Below are 20,989 nucleotides of genomic sequence, written 5' to 3' on the forward strand. Positions count from 1 at the left end.
TGCGCCGCGATGGCGCTCACCACCGTCTTCGCCCAGCGCTCCTACCTGCTGGGCAACCTGGACGACCGCGTCACGAACGCCGCGGAACGCAGCCTGGGCGACGCCTCACTCCACCCGGACCTGACCCAGGACCTGACCTTCCTCGACGAGAGCGGCCACCCGGCCGGCATGCTCGCCGCCCGCCTGGACGCCGACGGCACCGTCGTCGCGGCGGCGACGGTGGGCCAGGACGCGCCGCCGCGAAATCTGTCGGACAGTCAGATCGCCTCTCTGGTAGGCATCGAGGACGACGGCGGCCTGCACACGAGGACGGTTCCGGGCCTGGGTATGTACCGCATCACCGCCCTCGACGACAACGGCGTCCGCGTCCTCACCGGTCTGCCGATGGACGACGTCCAGGACATGATCAGCGGCCTGGTGGTGGTGGAGGCGGTCGTGGCCGCGGCGGGTCTGACGGTGGCCGGCTGCGTGTGCGCGGTGGTCGTACGACGCCAGCTGCGCCCCCTCGGCAGGGTCGCCGCCACGGCCGTCGAGGTCTCGCAGGCCCCGTTGTGCAGCGGCGAGGCAACCGGTCTCACCCGGGTTCCCGAACGGGACACCGACCCCGGCAGCGAGGCCGGCCGGGTCGGTGCCGCCCTCAACCGCATGATCGACCACGTCGAGTCCTCGCTCGCCGAACGCCGCCGCAGCGAGGAGCGGGTGCGCCGCAGCGAGGAACGCATGCGCCGCTTCCTGGCCGACGCCAGCCACGAACTGCGCACGCCGCTCGCCTCCATCGCCGGATACGCGGAGCTGATGAACCGGGGAACCGACCACATCGAACCGGGCCTGGCCTGGCGTCGGGTCACGGCCGAGTCGGCGCGCATGACGGGCCTGGTGGAGGACCTGCTGCTGCTCGCGCGGCTCGATGAGGGCAGGCCGATGCACTCCGCCGAAGTGGACCTGGCGGCGCTGGTCGCCGAGGCCGTGTGGGACGCCCGGGCCGCGGGCGGCGGTCACGACTGGCAGCTGGAGCTGTGCCTCGACGAGGCGCCCATGGTCCTCGGCGACGAGGCACGGCTCCACCAGGTGGTGGCCAACCTGTTGGCCAACGTCCGTGTGCACACACCGGTTGGCACCAGCGTCGTGGCGGTGGTGGAGGCGCGCCAGGGGATGTGCGCCGTGCGCGTCCGGGACGACGGCCCCGGCATCCCGTCCGATCTCCTCCCGACGGTCTTCGAACGCTTCACCCGCGCCGACGCCTCCCGCGCCCGGGCAACCACGGGCAGCGGCGCCGGCCTCGGCCTCGCCGTCGTCGCCGCGATCACGGCAGCGCACGGCGGCCACATCGACGTACGCAGCGAGCCGGGCCGTACGGAGTTCACGGTGGAACTGCCGCTGGCGGGGGAGACCGGGGCGGCCACGCTGACCTGGAGCCCGCGGGTATCGGTGAGGTGAGGTGCGATGTGGAGCTGAGGCGCGGTGCGGTGAGGTGAGGTGAGGCGAGGTGAGGCGAGAAGGAGTCCCAGGTGAGCACGTCACCGACTGGGCGGGGGCAGGCCCCGCGAGGGTGCGACGGCGTCCCGTTCCGCAGCGCCCGAACGACGGCTTCGAGGTACGAGATCAGCGAAGGCCGACGGCCGCACTAGCCCCCGCCCCCGCCCCCGCCCTCCATGAAGGGTGAGCCTCCCGCAAGGCGCCGAGCGCGGCCGTCGTACACGCTCCGACGAAGACGAGCCCACCGTCCAGCTCACGTATCAGCATGTCCGGGCGGGCGAACCGGCGTGCCTCCCGCCCGACGTCGGGCAGCCGCCGAAACTCCACCCCGAGGTCGCTGTCCTCGTCCAACTCCACGTGGTCCGTGAGACCAGGCGCGCTCGTCGCGTCAAGCCCGCCGTCGCAAGGCAGATGGGAAATTCCGGCTTCAGACGCGAGAGCACTTCAAAGCGAGACCAACGGCGGCGCCCCGGCCCAGCAGCACCCGCACCGCGTGGTGCGCACGGCCAGCGGCAACGACTGCGGCGAGGGCTCCCGCGCCGGGACCTCCCGACGTCCCCGTGCAGGCACCTCCCGACGTCCCCGCGCCGCCACCTCCCGACGTCCCCGCGCCGCCACTGACCGCCCGACGCTCACAGGAGCGCCGTACGCGCCCGTTTACAAGTGGGCCGTACAGCGCTACCTTCCGCCACAGGTGAAGTGGGAGCGCTCCCATGTGCTCGTGCCCGGCGGACCGGAACCTGTCGGGTCCGGGTCCGGGAGGCTCCCGCTTCGCGCCTCAGCACCCGCAGCCGCACCCGCACCCGTGGTGCACCCCCTGCACGCACGGTCCGTACACGGAAGGCGGACTCATTTGCCATGCAATCTGTCATGATCACGTCAGAATCGAAACCGCGGTTACGTACCCGAGCCCTCCTCCTCGTCCTCCTGGCTCTGCTGGCCACGGTCCCCGCCCTCGGCCTGATCGTCACGGCCGGCGGCAAGGCCGAGGCGCACGGCACGCCCATGAAACCCGGCAGCCGTACCTTCCTGTGCTGGCAGGACGGGCTGACCGACACCGGTGAGATCAAGCCGATCAACCCGGCCTGCAAGAACGCACAACAGGTAAGCGGTACCACACCGTTCTACAACTGGTTCTCGGTGCTGCGCTCCGACGGCGCCGGCCGCACGCGCGGCTTCGTGCCGGACGGCCAGCTGTGCAGCGGCGGAAACACCAACTTCACCGGTTTCAACGCGGCCCGCGACGACTGGCCGCTCACCCACCTCACCTCGGGTGCGACCGTCGACTTCTCCTACAACGCCTGGGCGGCGCACCCGGGCTGGTTCTACGTCTACGTCACCAAGGACGGCTTCGACCCGACCCAGCCCCTCACCTGGGACGCCATGGAGGAACAGCCCTTCCTCTCCGTCGACCACCCGCCGCTCAACGGCAGCCCGGGCACGGTCGAGGCCAACTACTCCTGGACCGGCCAACTCCCGGCCAACAAGTCCGGGCGGCACATCATCTACATGGTCTGGCAGCGCTCGGACAGTGCCGAGACCTTCTACTCCTGCTCCGACGTCGTCTTCGACGGCGGAAACGGTGAGGTAACCGGTATCCACGAACCGGGCAACCCCAGCGAGCCCGTCCCCGGTGCCTGCACCGCGACCCGCAGGACCACCAACAGCTGGAACGGCGGCTACCAGTCCGAGGTGACCGTCACCAACTCCGGCGACGTCCCGATGCTCGGCTGGATGGTCGACTGGACGCTGCCCAGCGGTCAGTCGGTGGTCAGCCTCTGGAGCGGCAACGCGACCTACAACGGGCAGGCGGTGATGGTCCACAACGCCGACTGGAACGGCTCGTTGAGTCCGGGCCAGAGTGCGACGTTCGGATACGTCGTTTCCGGCTCGGGCGGTGACAGCGCCACAAGCCTTCCCTGCAGGGTCGGTTGAGCGACAGTCGCTCTGGGCGGACCCGGTGGGCAGCGAGTCGTGTGCCACCGGGTCCGCGAGCCGGGCCTGCCCCAACGGGGGGAGTGGGGCGGTCCGGGATGTCCCCGCCCGGACGGTGCCACGGGTCGGGGTCGTGAGAATGCGACAACGTTGTCGCGACGCCGCCTGGATGACTCTACCGGGTCAACGGGTGTAGGGGCCAACCGAGTTGGTGGGCGCTCGGCCGAAAACGCGTTTGCCCGGTGCGTGGATGCACACGTACATGATGCCGGACGTCAGTCGGCCAACTGCGCAGAAAGCCAGTGCAGTTGGCGACGCACCTGCTCGGCCTCACCCCCCTCGTGCCCGTTGAACGGATACGGGTGGATCTCCTTCCGTGGATCCGTGCCGTCGCTCAGCTCCCCGTACCGGTTGAACGCCGCGTATGCCCCGCTCGGCGGACAGACCGTGTCGCGCAGACCCGTGCCGAAGTGGGCGCGGGCGCGGGCGCGGCGGGCGAAGGAGACGCCTTCCACGTAGGAGAGCGTGCGGTAGGCGGTTTCTTCGGCGCCGCGGTGGACGGAGAGGTAGGCGGCGATCTCGCCGTAGGGACCCGCGTCGGTGAGGGTCAGGGCACGCCGGATGCCGCACAGGAGCGGGGCCGTGACGAGGACGGCGGCCAGGTCGGGGACCAGGCCCGCGACGGCGAGGGCGAGTCCGCCGCCCTGACTGTTTCCGACGGCGACCGTGCGGGCGGGGTCCACGCCCGGCAGCACACGGACCGCCGTCACCGCGCGCACCGCGTCCGTGATCAGACGGCGGTAGTGGTAGTCCCGAGGGGAGAGGAGGCCGCGGACGGCCGGGCCGGGGCCGCCGGGCGCGGTGGCGTGCGGGTCGGGGGTGGCGCCTCCGTTGCCGTACTGGTCGCCCTGGCCGCGGTTGTCCATGAGCAGGTGGGCGTAACCTGCGTTCACCCAGGTCAGGCGCTCGTGGGGGAGACCGCGGCCGCGTCCGTAGCCGACGTACTCGACGACCGCTGGAAGCGGTTCCCGGGCATCGGCTGGAAGGCTCAACCAGGCGTGCACCGGATCCCCTGCGAAGCCCCGGAACGTCACGTCCCAGGTCTGCGTCAGACGGAGACCGGTTTCGACGGGGTGTACCGACACCACCGGCTCCCGCTGCTCGGCCTCCTTCAGGGTGTCACTCCAGAACGTGTCGAAGTCGGCGGGTTCGTCGGGCTCGGGTCGGTGGCGTTCCAGCTCCGGCAGCGTCAGGTCGAACGCGGGCACGGGGGCACCTCGCAGGGGTTGTGGGCGATCGATCGTTGCGTAGCTCATACAGAAATTTGCGGAGGACGGTAGCACCCAACTTCCCGGTTCTACCCAGCCCGTGAGCGATTCCAACGCCACACGAAGTCCCACCAGCCCACCGTGCAGCATCCATTGACAGCGCTTTCCGTGAGCCCTTACGTTGCCGCAGAGTTACCGGTAAGGGCACGAAAGTTTCGAGATCACGCGCTGCGAATCGAGCGTTTCGAAGAACGCCCCGGGAGGCCCGAGCATGAGCACCTCCACCACATCGGCCCCACCCCCAGGAACCCAGGACCGGCCGCCCAAGACCCGGCACGGTCCCACGCCTTTGGCCGCGCGGCGTGGCTGGCGGCGGGCGCTGCGACGGGACTGGCAGCTGTACTCGCTGGCCGTGCTGCCGCTGCTGTTCTTCCTGGTCTTCCGCTACCTGCCGATGATCGGCAACGTGATCGCCTTCCGTCGCTTCGAACCGGGCGGTTCGATCCTGGGGGAGCGGTGGGTGGGGCTGCGCTACGTGCGGATGTTCCTGACCGACCCGACCTTCTGGCAGGTCTTCCGCAACACGCTGTGGCTCGGCGGGCTGACGCTGGTGTTCTGTTTTCCCATCCCGATCGTCCTGGCGCTGCTGCTCAACGAGGTGCGCCGGCGCTCGCTGAAACGGTTCGTGCAATCGATTTCGTATCTGCCGCACTTCCTGTCGATCGTGATCGTCGCGGGCATCACCATGCAGATGCTGGCCACGGACGGCCCGGTCAACCATGTACTGGGCTGGTTCGGCCACGACCCGGTCCGGTTCATCCAGGAACCGGGCTGGTTCCGCACGATCTACGTGGGCTCGGAGGTCTGGCAGACCGCCGGCTGGGGCACGATCCTCTATCTCGCCGCGCTCACCACGATCGACGAGGACCTTTACGAGGCCGCCCGCATCGACGGCGCCAGCCGCTGGCGGCAGATCTGGCACGTCACCCTGCCCGGAATCCGGCCCACCATGATCACGCTGCTGATCCTCAACATCGGCACGTTCATGGCGGTCGGCTTCGAGAAGGTCCTGCTGCTGTACAACCCGCTGACCTATCCGACGGCCGACGTGGTCTCCACCTACCTCTACCGTGCCGGCGTCGAGTCCAACAGCTTCAGCTACGCCGCCGCCATCGGGCTGTTCGAAGCGATCATCGGCCTGGTGCTGATCACCGGCGCGAACCAGTTGTCGCGACGCACAGTGGGGACGAGCCTGTGGTGAGCCTTCTGACCCCCCGTGCTCCGCGTCCGCGCACCTCCGTGAACCAGCCCACCCGCGGCTACCGCGTTTTCCAGGGCGTCAACGGAGTGATCCTCACCCTCGTCGTGCTCGTGACCCTCTACCCCTTCGTCACCATCGTCGCCCGGTCCTTCAGCGGCGAACGTCAGATCCGCGCCGGTGAAGTGAACCTGTGGCCCAAGGGGTTCAACCTCACCACTTACAAGATCGTCGTCCAGGACTCGATGTTCTGGCGAAACTACGGAAACACCGTGCTCTACACGGTTCTCTCCACCGTCGTCGCCATGGTTCTGACGACCTGTTATGCCTACGTCCTGTCGAAGAGAAACCTCAAGGGTCGTGGTTTCCTCGTCGGTGTCGCCGTGTTCACCATGTTCTTCACCGGCGGCCTGATCCCCAACTACGTTCTGGTCACCAGCCTCGGCCTGAAGAACTCCGTCTGGGCGATCGCGCTGCCCAACGCGATCAGCGTCTTCAACCTGCTGGTGATGAAGGCCTTCTTCGAGAGCCTGCCGACCGAGCTGGAGGAGGCCGCGGAGATCGACGGGCTGAGCACGTACGGCGTCCTGCTCAGGATCGTGCTGCCGCTGTCCAAAGCCGTCATCGCGACGATGGTGCTCTTCTACTCGGTGTCGTTCTGGAACTCCTGGTTCTCGGCGTACCTCTACATGGACCGGACGGAGCTCATGCCGGCCACCGTCTATCTGCGCAACCTCATCTCGGGCGCCACCACGGGTGGCAACGCCGGCGCCGGCACGGCAGAGCTCAGCCAGGTCGGGGCGAACATCCAGGCGGTCACGATCGTGCTGACGTCACTGCCCATTCTCTGTGTGTACCCGTTCGTCCAGCGCTTCTTCGTCTCGGGCGTGATGCTCGGCGCGGTCAAGGGCTGAGCCGGATGCCCAGGCCCCCGGCCCCTCGGTCCTGCACGGCAGACCACCAGAACGAAGGAGTGTCCCTCGCCTTCCGGCCCCTGAACCGCATGAGGGCTGAGCCTCGGCGACAGACGCACCGGGTTGCGCTCCCGACAGCGCCCTACGGCAGGACGGTCCCACATCGCACCCTGGGCACAGCAGAAGCCGACTCCGGTGGGAAGCGGGACCGATGAGGCCCCCACGCCGGGAGAGCCGGCGACAACAAGTCCGGTCGACGTCAATCACAACCGTTTTCCGGATGGCTCCGATTCGTTTCTTCAAGAGCTCGCACTGAGTCAGCCGTCGTACTAGGAGGATCTGAGTGATGAACGGCAAACAGCTGTCTAGGCGTCAGATCATGGCCGCCGCAGGCTTCATCGGCCTTGCAACCCTCACCGGCTGTGGCAGCGGCGAGGACGGAGGGGACTCCAAGGACCTCTCCAAGAAACAGAACGGTGCCATGAAGGAGTACCGGACCGGTCAGCAGTTCAAGGCGTCGAAGCCGCTTTCCTTCTCGGTTCTGCACAACAACAACCCGAACTATCCGATGAAGGACAGCTGGCTGTTCTGGAAGGAACTCACCAAGCGCACCGGCATCACGCTGAAGCCGATCGCCGTCCCGCTCAGCGACTACGAGAAGAAGCGCAGCGTCCTCATCGGTGCGGGCGACGCCCCGTTCCTGATCCCCAAGACCTACCACCCGTCGGAGGCCGCCTTCGTTTCGTCGGGCGCGATCCTCCCGGTCAGCGAGTACGTGCACCTGATGCCCCACTTCCAGGACAAGGTCAGAAAATGGAAGCTGGAGCCGGAGCTCGACTCCATCCGGCAGGCCGACGGCAAGTACTACCTCCTCCCCGGCCTGCACGAGAAGGTCAAGGCCGGTTACTCGCTGTCCCTGCGCACGGACGTCCTCGACAAGCTCGGTCTGAGCCTGCCCACCACCTGGGCCGAGGTGTACGACGTCTTCAAGGCGATCAAGGCCGAATACCCGGATCGCTATCCCTTCTCCGACCGTTGGAGCACCAACACCCCTTTCCCCGCAGCGGCGTTGCTCAGTTACCTCGGCCAGGCGTACGGCGTAAAGGCGGGCTGGACCTACGACAACATCAGCTTCGACCCGAAGGCGGGGGAGTTCGTCTTCACCGGCGCGTCGGACGGCTACCGCCAGATGGTCGAGTACCTGAGAAAGCTGGTCGCCGAGAAACTGGTGGATCCGGACAGTTTCACCCAGCCCGACGACGACGCGGTGCAGAAACTGCTGGGCGAGAAATCCTTTGCCATCAGCGCCAACCCCCAGGAGCTGGTCCAGAACTACCGCTACAACCTGGAGAAACAGGTCAAGGGGGCGAAGATCGAGATGGTGCCGGTGCCGCTCGGTCCGGCCGGCCCGGTGGTGATGGGCGGCGCCCGGCTGGAAAACGGCCTCATGATCTCCACCAAGGCCCTCAAGAGCGACACCTTCGTCGCGATGATGCAGTTCGTCGACTGGCTGTGGTATTCGGACGAGGGCCAGCGGTTCGCCAAGTGGGGTGTCCAGGGAGTCACCTACACGTACACCGGCGGCCAGTACGAGCTCGAGCCGGGGATCTCCCTCATGGGCGCGAATGCGGACGCCCCGAAGGACCTTCAGAAGGACTACGGCTTCTTCAACGGCGTCTTCACCTACGGCGGCAGCTGGGCGCTGGTCTCCTCTTCCTTCGGCCCGGACGAGAAGAAGTTCCAGGACGCCATGGCCCAGCGCGAACAACTGCCCATCGACCCGGCCCACCCGCTGCAGTCCGTGGAGCAGGAGCAGGCCTCGCTCTGGGACACCCCCCTCAGGGACCACGTCACCCAGAACATGCTCAAGTTCGCCCTCGGCAAGCGGCCGCTGTCCGAATGGGGCGACTACGTCACCGAGTTGAAGGCCAAGAACATGGATCAGCTCGTCGGCCTGCACAACAAGGCGCGCGAACGTTTCAAGAAGGAGAGCGGGTGATCAGCGTCCCCGTCGAGCCGATGGGCCGGCTCTCCGACGCCTGGCGGCTCTGCGTCGGCACCGGCCGCCTCGAACTCGCCCTGCGCCGCGACTACCAGGACTCCCTCGCACTGCTTCAGCGCGAAATCGGTTTCCGATACATCCGCGGCCATGGCCTGCTCAGTGACGGCATGGGGGTGTACCGCCCGTACGACCACGAGGGCACCCGCCGCGTCCACCACTCCTTCAGCTACGTCGACCAGGTCGTCGACGCATATCTGGCAGCCGGCATCCGCCCCTTCCTCGAACTCGGCTTCATGCCCGCGGAGTTGGCATCGGGAACGCAGAGCGTCTTCTGGTGGCGCGGCAACGTCACCCCGCCCCGATCCCACCGTGAGTGGGCCGACCTGGTCCGCGCCACCCTGACCCACCTCGTCGACCGCTACGGCCTCGACGAGGTCCGCACCTGGCCGATCGAGGTGTGGAACGAGCCCAACCTGTCCGACTTCTGGCAGGACGCCGACGAAAAGGCGTACCACCGGTTGTACGAGGTCACCGCGCGCACCGTGAAGGAGGTGGACGCCGGTCTCCAGGTCGGGGGCCCGGCGATCTCACCTGGCGCCGACGACTGGCTGGAGAGGTTCGCGGAGTTCGCGGAACACCGGGACGTGCCCGTCGACTTCGTGTCGAAGCACGCCTACACCTCCGGCCCCGCGCAGCACGTACCGTTCGGCGTCCACCAGACTCTGGCCCCGGCATCCGGCCTGCTCGACCAGTTCGCCACACCCCGCGAACTTCTCAAAGACACCCGGCTGTTCGAACTCCCGGTCCATATAACGGAGTTCAATTCCTCCTACCGTCCGGACAACCCGATCCACGACACCGCCTTCCATGCCGCATACCTGGCCCCCGTCCTCGCGCACGGCGGCGACCTCGCCGACTCCTTCTCGTACTGGACGTTCAGCGACATGTTCGAGGAAACCGGTGTCCCCACGGCCCTCTTCCACGGTGGCTTCGGGCTGCTCACCCACCGGCAGGTCAGGAAACCGACATACCATCTGTACGCGTTCATGGCCCGGATGGGGTCCGACCTGCTGGCGCGCGGCGACGACCATCTCGTCACCCGCCACCCCGACGGCCGGGTCACCGTTCTGGCCTGGGCGCCCGTCGACCCGACCGGCGAGACCCCCGGCCCCGACCGGCACGTGCTGCGCCTGTCCCTCCCGGTCGCGGCCCGAGAGGTCTTCGTCCGCCGGTCCACCGTCGACGAGGAGCACGGAAACGCGTACACCGCCTGGCGGCACATGGGCAGCCCGCGCTCGCCGAAGCCCGGGCAGCTGGACGTCCTGCACGAGGCCGCCGAGCCCGCCCGCAGCCACCGGCGGCTGCCCGCTTCCAAGGGGCGCGCCGAGTTGGACCTCACCCTGACCCGTCACGAGGTCACTCTCGTCGAGCTCACCCCGGTCGCCGACGAGACCCCGCCCTGGTGGGACGAACGACGGCTGCTCGGCGGGGCGGCGTCATGAGCCCGGCAAGAGCTTCGAGACCGCTGTGCTCCCCCACCGCCCGACTGGCGGGGACGTGCCACACCAGCACGGTGAGCGATGTCGAGACCGCTTTCCCTCCTTGCCGCCGGCTGCCTCCTTGCCGCCGGTTGTCCCGCAGCCGCCGGCCGTCCCGCGGAGAAGCCTCATGAGCAGCACACTGAGCTGTTTCGGAACCGGTCTCCCGTCCCCTCACCTGTCACCGGCGACGGAGGCCTCATGAGCACCGTGAACACCGTGAGTTTCGGCACCGGGCCTCTCTCCCGCGCCGCCGCCCTCCTGCACACCCTCCTCACCGTCGAGGCCCTGCTCCTGGCGACGAGCGCCCCAGGCCTCGTCGGTCTGCTCTTCCTGGGCCCCGACCCGGCCAACCTGCCCCTCGCGGCCGTCTGCCTGCTCCCGCTCGGGCCGGCCGCCTCCGCCGCGCTGTACACCCTGCACCACCGCAGCCGCGACCTCACCGACCTTCACCCGGCCCGCGTGTACACGCGCGGCTGGCGGCTCAACGCCCTCCCCGCGCTGAAGCTCTGGGCACCCCTGCTGGCCTGGCTGACCGTGATCGCGTTCACCCTCACCCACTTCGCCGCCACCGGCCTGCCCGGCTGGTGGGCGGTGCTCCTCGGGGCCATCGGCGTGGCATCCCTGCTCTGGGGCGCCCACGCCCTCGTCCTCACCTCGTTGTTCACGTTCCGCGCCCGTGACACCGCCCGCCTCGCCGTGTACTTCCTGCTCCGGCGCGGGCGCGTCACCCTCGCCGCGGCCTCTCTGCTCGTCCTGGCCGGTGCTCTGACCGCCCTGCTCACAGAGGCCCTGCCCGCCCTGCTGGCCGCACCGCTGCTGCTCTCCCTGCTGCAGTCGAGCCGCCCGGTGATCGTCGAGACCCAGGAGGACTTCACCGCATGACTGCCCCCGACACCGGAAACGACGGCCGGCTCCCGAGCACCGACAAGATCCCGTACGGCGGCGACTACAACCCCGAGCAGTGGCCGCAGCAGGTCTGGGACGAGGACCACCGCCTGTTCACCCAGGCCGGCATCGACACCCTCACCGTCGGCGTCTTCAGCTGGTCACTCACCCAACCGGCCGAGGATGTGCACGACTTCACGATCCTCGACCGCATCCTCGACCGCGCCGCCGCCGAGGGCCGCCAGGTCTGCCTCGCCACCGGAACCGCCGCCCTCCCGCCCTGGCTCGCGAAGAGGCACCCCGAGGTGAACCGGACCGACTTCGAGGGCCGACGGCACCGATACGGCCAACGGCACAACTTCTGCCCCAGCTCGCCCGCGTACCGCCGACTGGCCACCACCCTGGCCGGACGCCTCGCCGAACGGTACGCCGGACACCCGGCGTTGCTGGCCTGGCACATCAACAACGAGTACGGCGGAGCCTGTTACTGCGACCTGTGTGCCGGAGCCTTCCGCGGCTGGCTGCGCGAACGGCACGGCACACTCGACACTCTCAACGACGCCTGGTGGACCACCTTCTGGTCGCATCACTACACCGACTGGGACGAGATCGAGCCGCCCAGCGCCCTCACCGAGCACTGGCGCGGCCCCGACCACACCGCCTTCCAGGGCATCACCCTCGACTACCAGCGCTTCATGACCGACGCCCTGCTCGGCTGTTTCACCGCGGAGAAGGAGGCCATCCGCGCCCACGACCCGGACACGCCCGTCACCACCAACCTCATGGGTGCCTACCGCCCGCTCGACTACCACCGCTGGGCGCCCCACCTCGACTTCGCCTCCTGGGACAACTACCCGCCCCTCGACGCCCCGCCCACCCGTCCGGCCCTCGCCCACGACCTGATGCGCGGCCTCAAGGGCGGCGCCCCCTTCTGGCTGATGGAGCAGACCCCGTCCACCACCGCCTGCCGCGACGTCAACCCGCTGCGCCGTCCCGGCGAACTCCGCCTCGCCACCTGGCAGGCCATCGCCCACGGCGCGGACGCCGCCCTCTACTTCCAGATGCGTGCCTCACGAGGAGCCTGCGAGAAGTACCACGGCGCGGTCATCGGCCACGCGGGTCGCGACGACACCCGGGTATTTGGTGAAGTCGCCTCCATCGGACGTGAGCTGACCGAACTCGGAGCGGTCACGCTCGGTTCCCGGACCCCCGCCCGGACCGCCCTCCTCTTCGACTGGGACAGCTGGTGGGCCCTGGAGATCTCCGACGGCCCCTCCCGACCGGTCCGCTACACAGACGTCGTACACGCCTACTACCGGGCCGCTCGCGAGGCCGGGGCCGACGTGGACGTCGTGGCGGTGACCGCCGACCTGACGCCGTACGACGTGGTCATCGCGCCGGTGCTCCACCTCGTCAAGGGAGATCTGGCCGAGCGCCTGGAGGCCGTGGCCCGGCGCGGCGGCACCGTCCTCGCCACCTTCCTCACAGCCCGCGCGGACGAACACGACCGCGCCTTCCTCGCCGACGTCCCCGGCCCACTGGCCCCCCTCATGGGCATCCGCGTCGACGAGTGGGACGCACGTCCAAAGGACGTCGTACAGCCCATACACATGGGGGAGTTCACGACCGGGGCCCGTCTCGTCTTCGAGCTCGTCCAGCTGCGCGGCGCCGAACCGGTCGCCACCTACGGCGCCGACTTCTACGCGGGCATCCCGGCCGTGACCCGCAACGACTTCGGCACGGGAGAGGCCTGGTACGTGGCGACCGCCCTCGACCAGCCGGGCGTCGACCACGTCGTGGGCCGTGTCCTCGCCCGCCACGACCTGATCGGCCCCTACGCCGACCACCGCACCGTCGAGACCGCGACCCGGGTCGCCCCCGACGGCACGCGCCTGCTCTTCCTGCTCAACCACGAGGTGGAACCGGCTCACCTGACCGCCCACACCCCCGCCACCGACCTCCTCACCGGCAAACGGTTCGATCAGGGCGAGGCCCTGACCCTGGACCCGCTGGGCGTGGCGGTCCTTCGGTTCCAGTAGCCGTTTCGGGCCCGCGGCTTCAGCAGCCGTTCCGAGGCATCAGTGAATCGTGCGTCCCCGCTCGTCAGGGATTCCGGACTTCCGCAGGAAATAGCTGTTCACCTGGTCCCGCCACTCCCGTGCGCAGCGCACCTGCTCCTCGTACCGCTCCGCCACGCGCGCGTGCCGTGCCGGTTCCACCAGGTCCGCGAGGCCCGCCCACACCCGGCGGGCCTCCTCGGCCTCCTCGACGCCCTCGAAATGCGTGCCGTAGATATGCTGGACAACCGTTTTCCCGCTCTTCAGCACATGCCCGTACGGCACGTGGTGGAAGAAGAGCAGCAGCTCGTCGGGGCAGGAGTCGACCGACCCGTACAGCTCGGCCCACGGCTTGGCGTACTGCGCCGCGTAACCCGTTCCGGTCGCCGCGCTCCGGTCGACGCCGATCCCGTCCCGGTCCGCGAAGTGGTACGTCCCCCAGGGGCTGTACTCGTAGCCGTCGACAGCAGGCCCGTAATGATGCCCGGGCTGCACCATGAAACCGACCCCGAGCGGTGCGGTGTACTTCTCGTACGTTTGCCAGGAGCCGTGCAACACCGCGCGCAGCCCGGCGGCCAGCCGCTCCGAGGCGGACCGGAAGGTGAGCGCGACCCACTCGTCCAGCAGGTGATACGGGTCGGCGTCCGGTTGCCAGGCGAGCCGGCCGAAGGTGTAGAGGTTGGCCTGGGCCAGCGGATGACCGGTCCAGAACGGGTCGTCGCCGACGTTGGACACCGCCACCAGGCCGCCTTGCGCCAACTCGCCCACCGTCGCGCCCTGTTCACCGTCGGGCTGGAAGCGCAGCACCTCGCTCCACATCGGCCCGAGCCAACACGCGTGCCGTTGCTGCCCGGTGTACTCCTGCGTGGCCTGCACCTCCACGGCGACCCGCGTGCCCGGCAGCGCGCCGAGCACCGGTGAGACCGGCTCTCGCACCTGGAAGTCCATCGGCCCGTGCTTCACCTGCAGCACTGCGTTGTCGGCGAACTCCCCGTCGAGCGAGGCGAAATGGTCGTACGCGGCCCGCGCACGGTCCGTCGAGCGGTCCCGCCAGTCCTGCCGGTGGTTGTACACGAACGCCCGCCAATGGACCGTTCCTCCGAACGGTGCGAGGGCCGCCGCCAGCATGTTCGCGCCGTCCGCGTGCGTGCGGCCGTAGGTGAACGGGCCCGGCTGGCCCTCCGAGTCGGCCTTCACCACGAACCCACCGAAGTCCGGGATGGCCGAGTACACCCCGCGCACGGCCTCCGCCCACCAGTCGCGCACCGCCTCCTCTTGAGGGTCCGCGGTGGACAGGCCCCCCAGTACGACCGGCGCGGCGAAGGTCACCGACAGATGCGTCCGTATTCCGTACGGGCGCAACGTCCCCGCGATCCGGGCGACTTCGCCGATTCGGTCGGTGAGGAGGTGTGCCTCGGCCTCGTGCACGTTGACGTTGTTGACCGAGACGGCGTTGACCCCGCAGGCCGCCAGCAGCCTGCCGTACGCCCGTACGCGCTCCAACTCCCCGCGGGCCCGCCCGTCCCGCCAGAACAGCGAGCCGCCCGCGTACCCTCGCTCCACCTGGCCCATGACCGGGTGCACGGCCACGTTGTCCCAGTGGTCCAGCATTCGCAGTGCCGTCGCCGGGCGGTGCACCTCGCGGGCGCGGGTGCCCCCAAAGGCGTCCTCACCGAGCCTTACGACGTGGAACAGGCCGTACAGCAGCCCACGTTGACCGGACGCCGTGACCGTGGCCGTTCCGTCGGCACAGTCGTAGGCGAACCCCTCGTCGCCGAGATCCCCGATGCTCCCGACGGCACCGGGGCCGTCGGCTGTCGGCCGTGCCAGGCGCAGTACCAGGTCGTACGAGTCACCCGGGTCGTACGAGTCACCCGGCTCGTCACCCGATGCGTCCCGTACGACTTCCCCGCCGAACTGCCCGCAGGCGGAGGCCACTTCACCGTGCACGGTCTCCACCACAGGCCCCGTGCCGTGGACCAGAGTCCGACGGGCGCCAAGCGGCCGGAACGCGTCCGGTGGCAGCCAGGCGGGGTCGATGTCCTCGGGGAGGAAGGGCACGGTGAGTGGCATGGTCCCTCCGGATTCTGCGGGCCGGATTCTGCGGGCCGGGTGCCGCGGCCGGGTGAAGCGGGCGCCTAGGCGATGGCCGCGCCGGTGCCACGGGCGGCACCGATGAGGTCGGTGAGACCCGCGTCGTCGTAGACGGAAATGTCGACGTAAGCGCCTTCGGGAAGGTCGAAGTCCTCGACTTCGTAGTCCAGCACCGCCGTGGTCCCGGGCGGGCTGAAGGTGCCCAGGTTGTGGGTCGTCCCGCCGGACGTGTAGCTGACCTTGACGTAGTACGTGTCACCGTCGTTCGCGGTGTCGTACACCCACAGCTTCTCGTCGTTCGGGTGGAACTCCACCTTGCCGACGAACGCGCCGGAGTTGATCAGCTCCATCTTCACGGCATAGCCGCCGGCGTCGTTCGCGAAGTACGTGTTGTCGAACGGGTCGGTGAGGTTGCCGCCACTGCACGGGCAGTTGTCGGTGTCGTAGTAGTAGGCGTGGAATTCCGGGTTCGGGCTGTACGCCTGTGCCGGAGCCGCCGTTGCGAACAGGGCCCCCACCCCCAGCGCCGCACCGGCGAACAGTCCCGTGAACCGTCTGATGATGCTCATAAGCGCTTTCCCCCTCCATGACGGACCGTCCGGTGTGTGAGCGGGCGGCCTGATGATTCTGGAACACGGGTGACGCCCGGTACAGCGGGCGATCGCGGGTAGTTACCAGATCATGACAACAGCTCGACTTCAGTGAGGCGTACTTCGCCCGCCGGGCCGTCTCCGCCCGTTTCGCTGTCGAAGACCAGCCGGTAGTACCCGTACCTGCCCGGACGGGCGACCGTGAAGGCCCGGGTCTGCCGGTCCCACGCGAACGTCTCGGCGGAGCGCCGGTCCAGCCCACGTCGGTGCGTCGGCGGAGCCCTGAATGATCCAGCTCCCGGGCGCCTGCGCGTGATCGGCGGAGGTCAAGGTGTACTGCACCGCCTTCGTGCCCGCGGTGACCGGCAGGGCGAGCGGCCCCGACACCGTTTCCTGGGTCGACGAGGTGTCGTCGAACAGCGCGCCGCCGCCCTTCAGCACGTCCACGCGCGGTGTCGGCATCCTGTCGTCCTGGGTGATCGAAACCGGTCCCGCGCCTTTTCCGGACCCCCACGGGGAGGGCCGCGGCCCCATGTCGAACTCCAGCACCCCGCCCTTCGCGAGAAGAGCGCGGGGGAGCGAGGTGGACGTCCAGGCACGGCCGTCGACCTTCAGGCCCTGTACGTACACGTTCTTCGCGCTGTTCCTCGGCGCCGTGACCACCAGATCCCTGCCGTTCTCCAGGTGCACGGTCGCCTTGGCGAACAGCGGGGAGCCGACGGCGTACTCGCCACTGCCCATCACCAGCGGGTAGAAGCCGAGGGCGGAGAGTCATGCGATTTTCCGGCAAGGCGCCCCCGGGCCGTTCATATTTCCGTGAGGTCTCAACTCGGAAAAGACCAACGGTCAACCTGGCATTCGATCTTGCTCCGTCGGCAAGAAGTGGACTATACCTGTCGGCGATTCACTGTTGATGCAGTCGATACCGTCGACGTCGTTCGAACCGCGCGATCCGCACGACCCTGCTTGACCTGACCGCGGTGCCGGGAAATGATCCGGTTCACCGCCTGAGTCCTGGAGAAGGCGAGGACTTGAGCATGGGATCCCACTCCGATGACAGCGGCTCCGAGTACAGCGGCTCCGAGAGCGGCGGCTCCACTGGTGTCGGCCGCCGAGACCTGATCAAGAGGTCGGCGGCACTCGGCCTGATTTCCGTCCCCACGATGAGCTTTCTGTCCGCCTGTGCCAGCAGCGGCGGGGGCGAGGAGGACAAGGCGAAGGCCGGAAAGAAGACCGCGAAGAACCCCCTCGCGGTCAACGAGACCGCCCAGATGGAATTCGTCCTGTTCGACGGCGGTTTCGGCAAGGAGTACGCCGAGGACGCGGTCAAGATCTACGAGAAGAACTTCCCCGGTGCGAAGGTGAAGTTCTCGGCCACCCAGAAGATCCAGTCGACGCTCCAGCCCCGTTTCAACCAGGGAACCCCGCCCGATCTCATCGACAACTCCGGCGCCGAGCAGATGGACATGGGCGTCCTGGTCGGCAAGAACCAGCTCGCCGATCTCACCCCGCTTCTCGACGCCGCGTCCTACGACGACCCGAACAAGAAGGTCCGCGACACCCTGCGGCCCGGCATCGTCGAGATGGGCCAGTTCGACGGCGCCCCGGTCTGGATCATGTACTACGCCTACACCGTCTACGGGGTCTGGTACTCGCAGAAGGCCCTGGACTCGCTCGACGCCGCCTACCCCGAGACCTGGGACGAGATGCTCGCGGTCTGCGAGAAGGCCAAGAAGAAGGGCATGGCCGGTTGGACATATGCGGGCAAATACCCGTACTACCTCCCCTTCTCGCTGTACCCGATGATCGGCAAGGTGGGCGGCCGCGAGGTCCTCGACGCCATCGACAACCTGGAGCCGAACGCCTGGAAACACCCGGCGGTGAAGGCGTGTTTCGACGCTTACTACGAGCTTTACAAGAAGGGTTACATCCTGCAGGGCACCCCGGGCCTGGACCACATCCAGTCGCAGACCGCGTGGGCGAAGGGCAAGGCCCTGTTCATCCCCAACGGCTCCTGGGTGGAGAACGAGTCGGCGAACGTCATTCCGAAGGACTTCGACCTGGCGGTGTCCGCGCCCACCGGCATCGACTCCTCCGACAAGATGCCCTTCGGCACCATCTGGGCCTCCGGCGGCGAGCCGTTCGTCGTGCCGGCCAAGGCGAAGAACACGGCGGGCGGTATGGAACAACTGCGCATCATGCTCAGTGAGGCGTCCTCCAAGAGCTTCACCGCAAAGGTCAAGTCGCTCACCGCGTACAACGGCGGCACCGACGGCATCACCCTCACCCCCGGCCTCAAGTCGGGTGTCGCGGCGCTGGACAAGGCCGGCGACAACGTGGTGAATCCGCGACTGCAGGACTGGTACGTCCAGTTGCAGAAGGAGAAGATCGGCGTGTCCGGTCTCGGCGAGATGATGGCCGGCCGGCTCACCCCGGCCGAGGCGATCAAGAAGATCCAGGGGTACGCCGACGCGACGGCCAAGGACACGACGATCAAGCATTACAAGCACCAGTGACGGTGAGAATCGCGGCGAAGCGTCCATAAAGCACCGGAGTGGCGATGCGGCACGGCAAATACCGGTTCATCGTGGGGTTCCTGGTTCTGCCCCTGGGACTGTACGCGCTCTTCGTGGTGTGGCCGTTCATCCAGTCCATCTACTACTCGTTCACGGACTGGACCGGCCTGAGCCCAGAATTCAAGATGGTCGGACTGGACAATTACCGGAGGATGCTGGACGACGAGATCTTCTGGAAGTCCTTGCGGCACAGCTTGCTGTTCGCGATCGTGCTGCCGCTGGTGACGATCAGTCTGGCGCTGTTCTTCGCCTTCATGATCAATATCGGTGGACGGAGAAGGAAGGGCGGCCCGGTGATCTCCGGCGTCCGGGGCTCCTCCTTCTATAAGATCGTCTACTTTTTTCCGCAGGTGTTGTCGATCGCCATCGTCGCGCTGCTGTTCGCCTTCGCCTACAACCCGGACAGCGGTGCGATCAACTCGTTCCTGCGCGGGATCGGACTGGACGGCGTCCAGCCTCTCTGGCTCGGCGACCCGGACCTCGCGCTGTGGTGCGTGATGGCGGTGCTCGTCTGGTCCACGGTCGGTTTCTTCGTGGTCCTGTTCTCGGCGGGCATGGCCTCCATCCCGGCGGACCTGTACGAGGCCGCGCTGCTGGACGGCGCGAGCCGGGCCACGACGTTCTTCCGGGTCACCCTGCCCCTGCTCTGGGACACGGTGCAGTCCGGCTGGGTCTACATGGGCATCCTCGCCCTGGGTGCCGAGTCCTTCGCGGTCGTGCAGATCATGACGACCGGGCCCGGCGGCCCCGACTACTCGACCACCGTCATGGTCCTGTACGTGTACCAGAAGGCGTTCCGGGACGGTCAGGCCGCCTACGCCACCACCATCGGCGTCGCCCTGCTCATCGTGACGCTGGCCTTCGCCGCGGTCGTGATGCGGCTGGGGCGGCGCGAGCGGCTGGAGTACTGAAGTTGAAGACGACACAAACCCCCGCCCCTCTGCCGGCCGGGTCGGGCTCCGGTGTTCCCGTCACGAAGGTCGACCTGGCCTCCGGACAACCGCCCACGGAGAAGAAGACGGAAGGAAAGGTCCTCAACGTCTTTTCCCACGGCATCCTGGTCATCTGGGCGGTCATGGTCGTGCTGCCGTTGCTCTGGGCGGTGATGACCTCCTTCAAGGACGACAGCTCCATCTTCGGCTCGCCCTGGTCGCTGCCGGACAAGCTGCACTTCGACAACTTCTCGCGGGCCTGGACCGAGGCCAACATGAGCGACTACTTCCTGAACACCGTTCTGGTGGTGGGCGGTTCGCTCATCGGTACCCTGGTCCTCGGCTCCATGGCGGCCTATGTCCTGGCGCGCTTCGACTTCCCGGGCAACCGCTTCATCTACTACCTCTTCATCGGCGGTATGAGCTTCCCGATCATGCTGGCGCTGGTCCCGCTGTTCTACGTCGTGAACAACATGGGCCTGCTGAACTCCCTCCACGGCCTGATCCTGGTCTACATCGCCTACTCGCTGCCGTTCACGGTGTTCTTCCTGACGGCGTTCTTCCGCACGTTGCCGACGTCGGTGGCGGAGGCGGCTTTCGTGGACGGCGCCTCGCACAGCCGTACGTTCTTCCAGATCATGCTGCCCATGGCCAAGCCCGGCCTGATCAGCGTCGGCATCTTCAACTTCCTGGGCCAGTGGAACCAGTACATGCTGCCCACGGTCCTCAACACCGACCCCGACAAGCGCGTCCTCACCCAGGGCCTGGTCCAACTGGCCGTCAGCCAGGGCTACAAGGGTGACTGGTCGGGCCTCTTCGCGGGCCTGGTGATGGCGATGCTGCCGGTGCTGGCCGCCTACATCGTCTTCCAGCGTCAGGTGGTGCAGGGGCTGACCGCGGGGGCGCTGAAGTAGTCGCGTGTGCATCGCACCGGGCGGCGCCCCGCCCGGTGCGATGCCCCTCGGGCCTGCGTGGCGTCCCTTTCACGGAACTGCCCGCGCAGGCCCGCCCTCGTTTCTCCCGGTCCTCCCGGTCCTCCCGGTCGTCCCGTTTCTCCCGGTCGTCCCGGTCCACTCCGTCCTCCCGGTCCTCCCGGTCGTCCGGGTCGTCCCGGTCCTCTCCGTCCTCCCGTTCGTCCGGGTCGTCCGCTTCCGAGTCGGTATCGACGTAGGCGCCGTCGGGACGGAAACGGTGGCAACCGACTTCGCCTTCATTACCTGGCCCCACCCGTACGCCTCACCCTCCCCGCGCCCTTCCACTTCCCTCCGGACCCCACCCGGCCCCACCCCTCTCACCCGCCGGCCCACCGTCCGCACCCCTCACTCCGCCCCACCAAGCCCCCGCCCGCAACGCCCCGCACCCGCCCCCACACACCCCGCAACCGTCGGTCCGGCCACCCTCCGTGTCTCTCCGCAAGCATGCGGATACTGTTCAAACCCTTGACGGGAGGCGACCCGAACA

14 protein-coding genes and 1 pseudogene are annotated in these 20,989 nt (G+C 68.2%); 11 read left to right on the forward strand and 4 right to left on the reverse strand.

Translation table 11 applies throughout. From position 1 onward, the window contains the following. Positions 1–9: 9 nt before the first annotated feature. Both OG289_RS37355 and OG289_RS37360 read left to right on the forward strand, forming a co-directional pair. Positions 10–1,437: a sensor histidine kinase gene (locus OG289_RS37355; protein WP_327320921.1), complete on the forward strand. Its 1,428-nt coding sequence runs from the start codon at positions 10–12 to the stop codon at positions 1,435–1,437. A gap of 909 nt (positions 1,438–2,346) precedes the next feature. After that, positions 2,347–3,411 carry a lytic polysaccharide monooxygenase auxiliary activity family 9 protein gene (locus OG289_RS37360; protein WP_327318436.1) on the forward strand — a complete coding sequence of 355 codons (1,065 nt, stop codon included), beginning with the start codon at positions 2,347–2,349 and terminating at the stop codon, positions 3,409–3,411. Positions 3,412–3,686: 275 nt separating this feature from the next. On the opposite strand, the gene OG289_RS37365 is transcribed toward OG289_RS37360, so the two are convergent. Continuing rightward, positions 3,687–4,679 carry an acetylxylan esterase gene (locus OG289_RS37365; protein WP_327318437.1) on the reverse strand — a complete coding sequence of 331 codons (993 nt, stop codon included), beginning with the start codon at positions 4,677–4,679 and terminating at the stop codon, positions 3,687–3,689. Positions 4,680–4,950: 271 nt separating this feature from the next. Here OG289_RS37365 and OG289_RS37370 point away from each other — a divergent pair, with 271 nt between their 5' ends. The 6 genes from OG289_RS37370 (at position 4,951) to OG289_RS37395 (ending at position 13,318) form a co-directional block, all read left to right on the forward strand. Further along, positions 4,951–5,940, forward strand: a complete 990-nt coding sequence (locus OG289_RS37370) for an ABC transporter permease (RefSeq protein WP_327318438.1) — start codon at positions 4,951–4,953, stop codon at positions 5,938–5,940. Next, complete coding sequence (locus tag OG289_RS37375) at positions 5,937–6,851, forward strand: carbohydrate ABC transporter permease (RefSeq protein ID WP_442819012.1); 915 nt, start codon at positions 5,937–5,939, stop codon at positions 6,849–6,851. The genes OG289_RS37370 and OG289_RS37375 overlap by 4 nt, the downstream gene beginning before the upstream one ends. A gap of 346 nt (positions 6,852–7,197) precedes the next feature. Further along, positions 7,198–8,850, forward strand: a complete 1,653-nt coding sequence (locus tag OG289_RS37380) for an ABC transporter substrate-binding protein (RefSeq protein ID WP_442819013.1) — start codon at positions 7,198–7,200, stop codon at positions 8,848–8,850. Beyond that, entirely contained in the window at positions 8,847–10,355 is a 1,509-nt protein-coding gene (locus tag OG289_RS37385) for a GH39 family glycosyl hydrolase (RefSeq protein WP_327318440.1), read from the forward strand. The genes OG289_RS37380 and OG289_RS37385 overlap by 4 nt, the downstream gene beginning before the upstream one ends. A 237-nt stretch (positions 10,356–10,592) precedes the next feature. After that, positions 10,593–11,276: a hypothetical protein gene (locus OG289_RS37390; protein ID WP_327318441.1), complete on the forward strand. Its 684-nt coding sequence runs from the start codon at positions 10,593–10,595 to the stop codon at positions 11,274–11,276. After that, entirely contained in the window at positions 11,273–13,318 is a 2,046-nt protein-coding gene (locus OG289_RS37395) for a beta-galactosidase (protein WP_327318442.1), read from the forward strand. The genes OG289_RS37390 and OG289_RS37395 overlap by 4 nt, the downstream gene beginning before the upstream one ends. Before the next feature lie 39 nt (positions 13,319–13,357). Here the strand turns inward: OG289_RS37395 and OG289_RS37400 are convergent, their stop codons facing one another. From OG289_RS37400 to OG289_RS37410, 3 genes and pseudogenes are all read right to left on the reverse strand, one after another. Beyond that, positions 13,358–15,409, reverse strand: a complete 2,052-nt coding sequence (locus tag OG289_RS37400) for an alpha-glucuronidase (RefSeq protein WP_327318443.1) — start codon at positions 15,407–15,409, stop codon at positions 13,358–13,360. Positions 15,410–15,474: 65 nt separating this feature from the next. Continuing rightward, positions 15,475–15,999, reverse strand: coding sequence for a hypothetical protein (locus OG289_RS37405; protein WP_327318444.1), 525 nt, complete (start codon positions 15,997–15,999; stop codon positions 15,475–15,477). A gap of 110 nt (positions 16,000–16,109) precedes the next feature. Continuing rightward, positions 16,110–16,788: pseudogene (locus OG289_RS37410) on the reverse strand (glycoside hydrolase domain-containing protein); the annotation flags it as partial. A gap of 269 nt (positions 16,789–17,057) precedes the next feature. Here OG289_RS37410 and ngcE point away from each other — a divergent pair. Genes ngcE through OG289_RS37425 form a run of 3 tightly spaced genes read left to right on the forward strand, consistent with a single transcriptional unit; the run spans position 17,058 to position 20,442 of the window. After that, the gene (gene ngcE / locus OG289_RS37415; RefSeq protein WP_327318445.1) at positions 17,058–18,536 is read left to right on the forward strand and encodes an N-acetylglucosamine/diacetylchitobiose ABC transporter substrate-binding protein; all 1,479 of its coding nucleotides are present in this window, start codon (positions 17,058–17,060) and stop codon (positions 18,534–18,536) included. Positions 18,537–18,580: 44 nt separating this feature from the next. Next, entirely contained in the window at positions 18,581–19,507 is a 927-nt protein-coding gene (locus OG289_RS37420; protein ID WP_327318446.1) for a carbohydrate ABC transporter permease, read from the forward strand. Between the two features lie 2 nt (positions 19,508–19,509). Further along, complete coding sequence (locus OG289_RS37425; RefSeq protein ID WP_327318447.1) at positions 19,510–20,442, forward strand: carbohydrate ABC transporter permease; 933 nt, start codon at positions 19,510–19,512, stop codon at positions 20,440–20,442. Positions 20,443–20,989: the final 547 nt, after the last annotated feature.

Source organism: Streptomyces sp. NBC_01235 (assembly GCF_035989285.1).
Classification (GTDB): Bacteria; Actinomycetota; Actinomycetes; order Streptomycetales; family Streptomycetaceae; genus Streptomyces.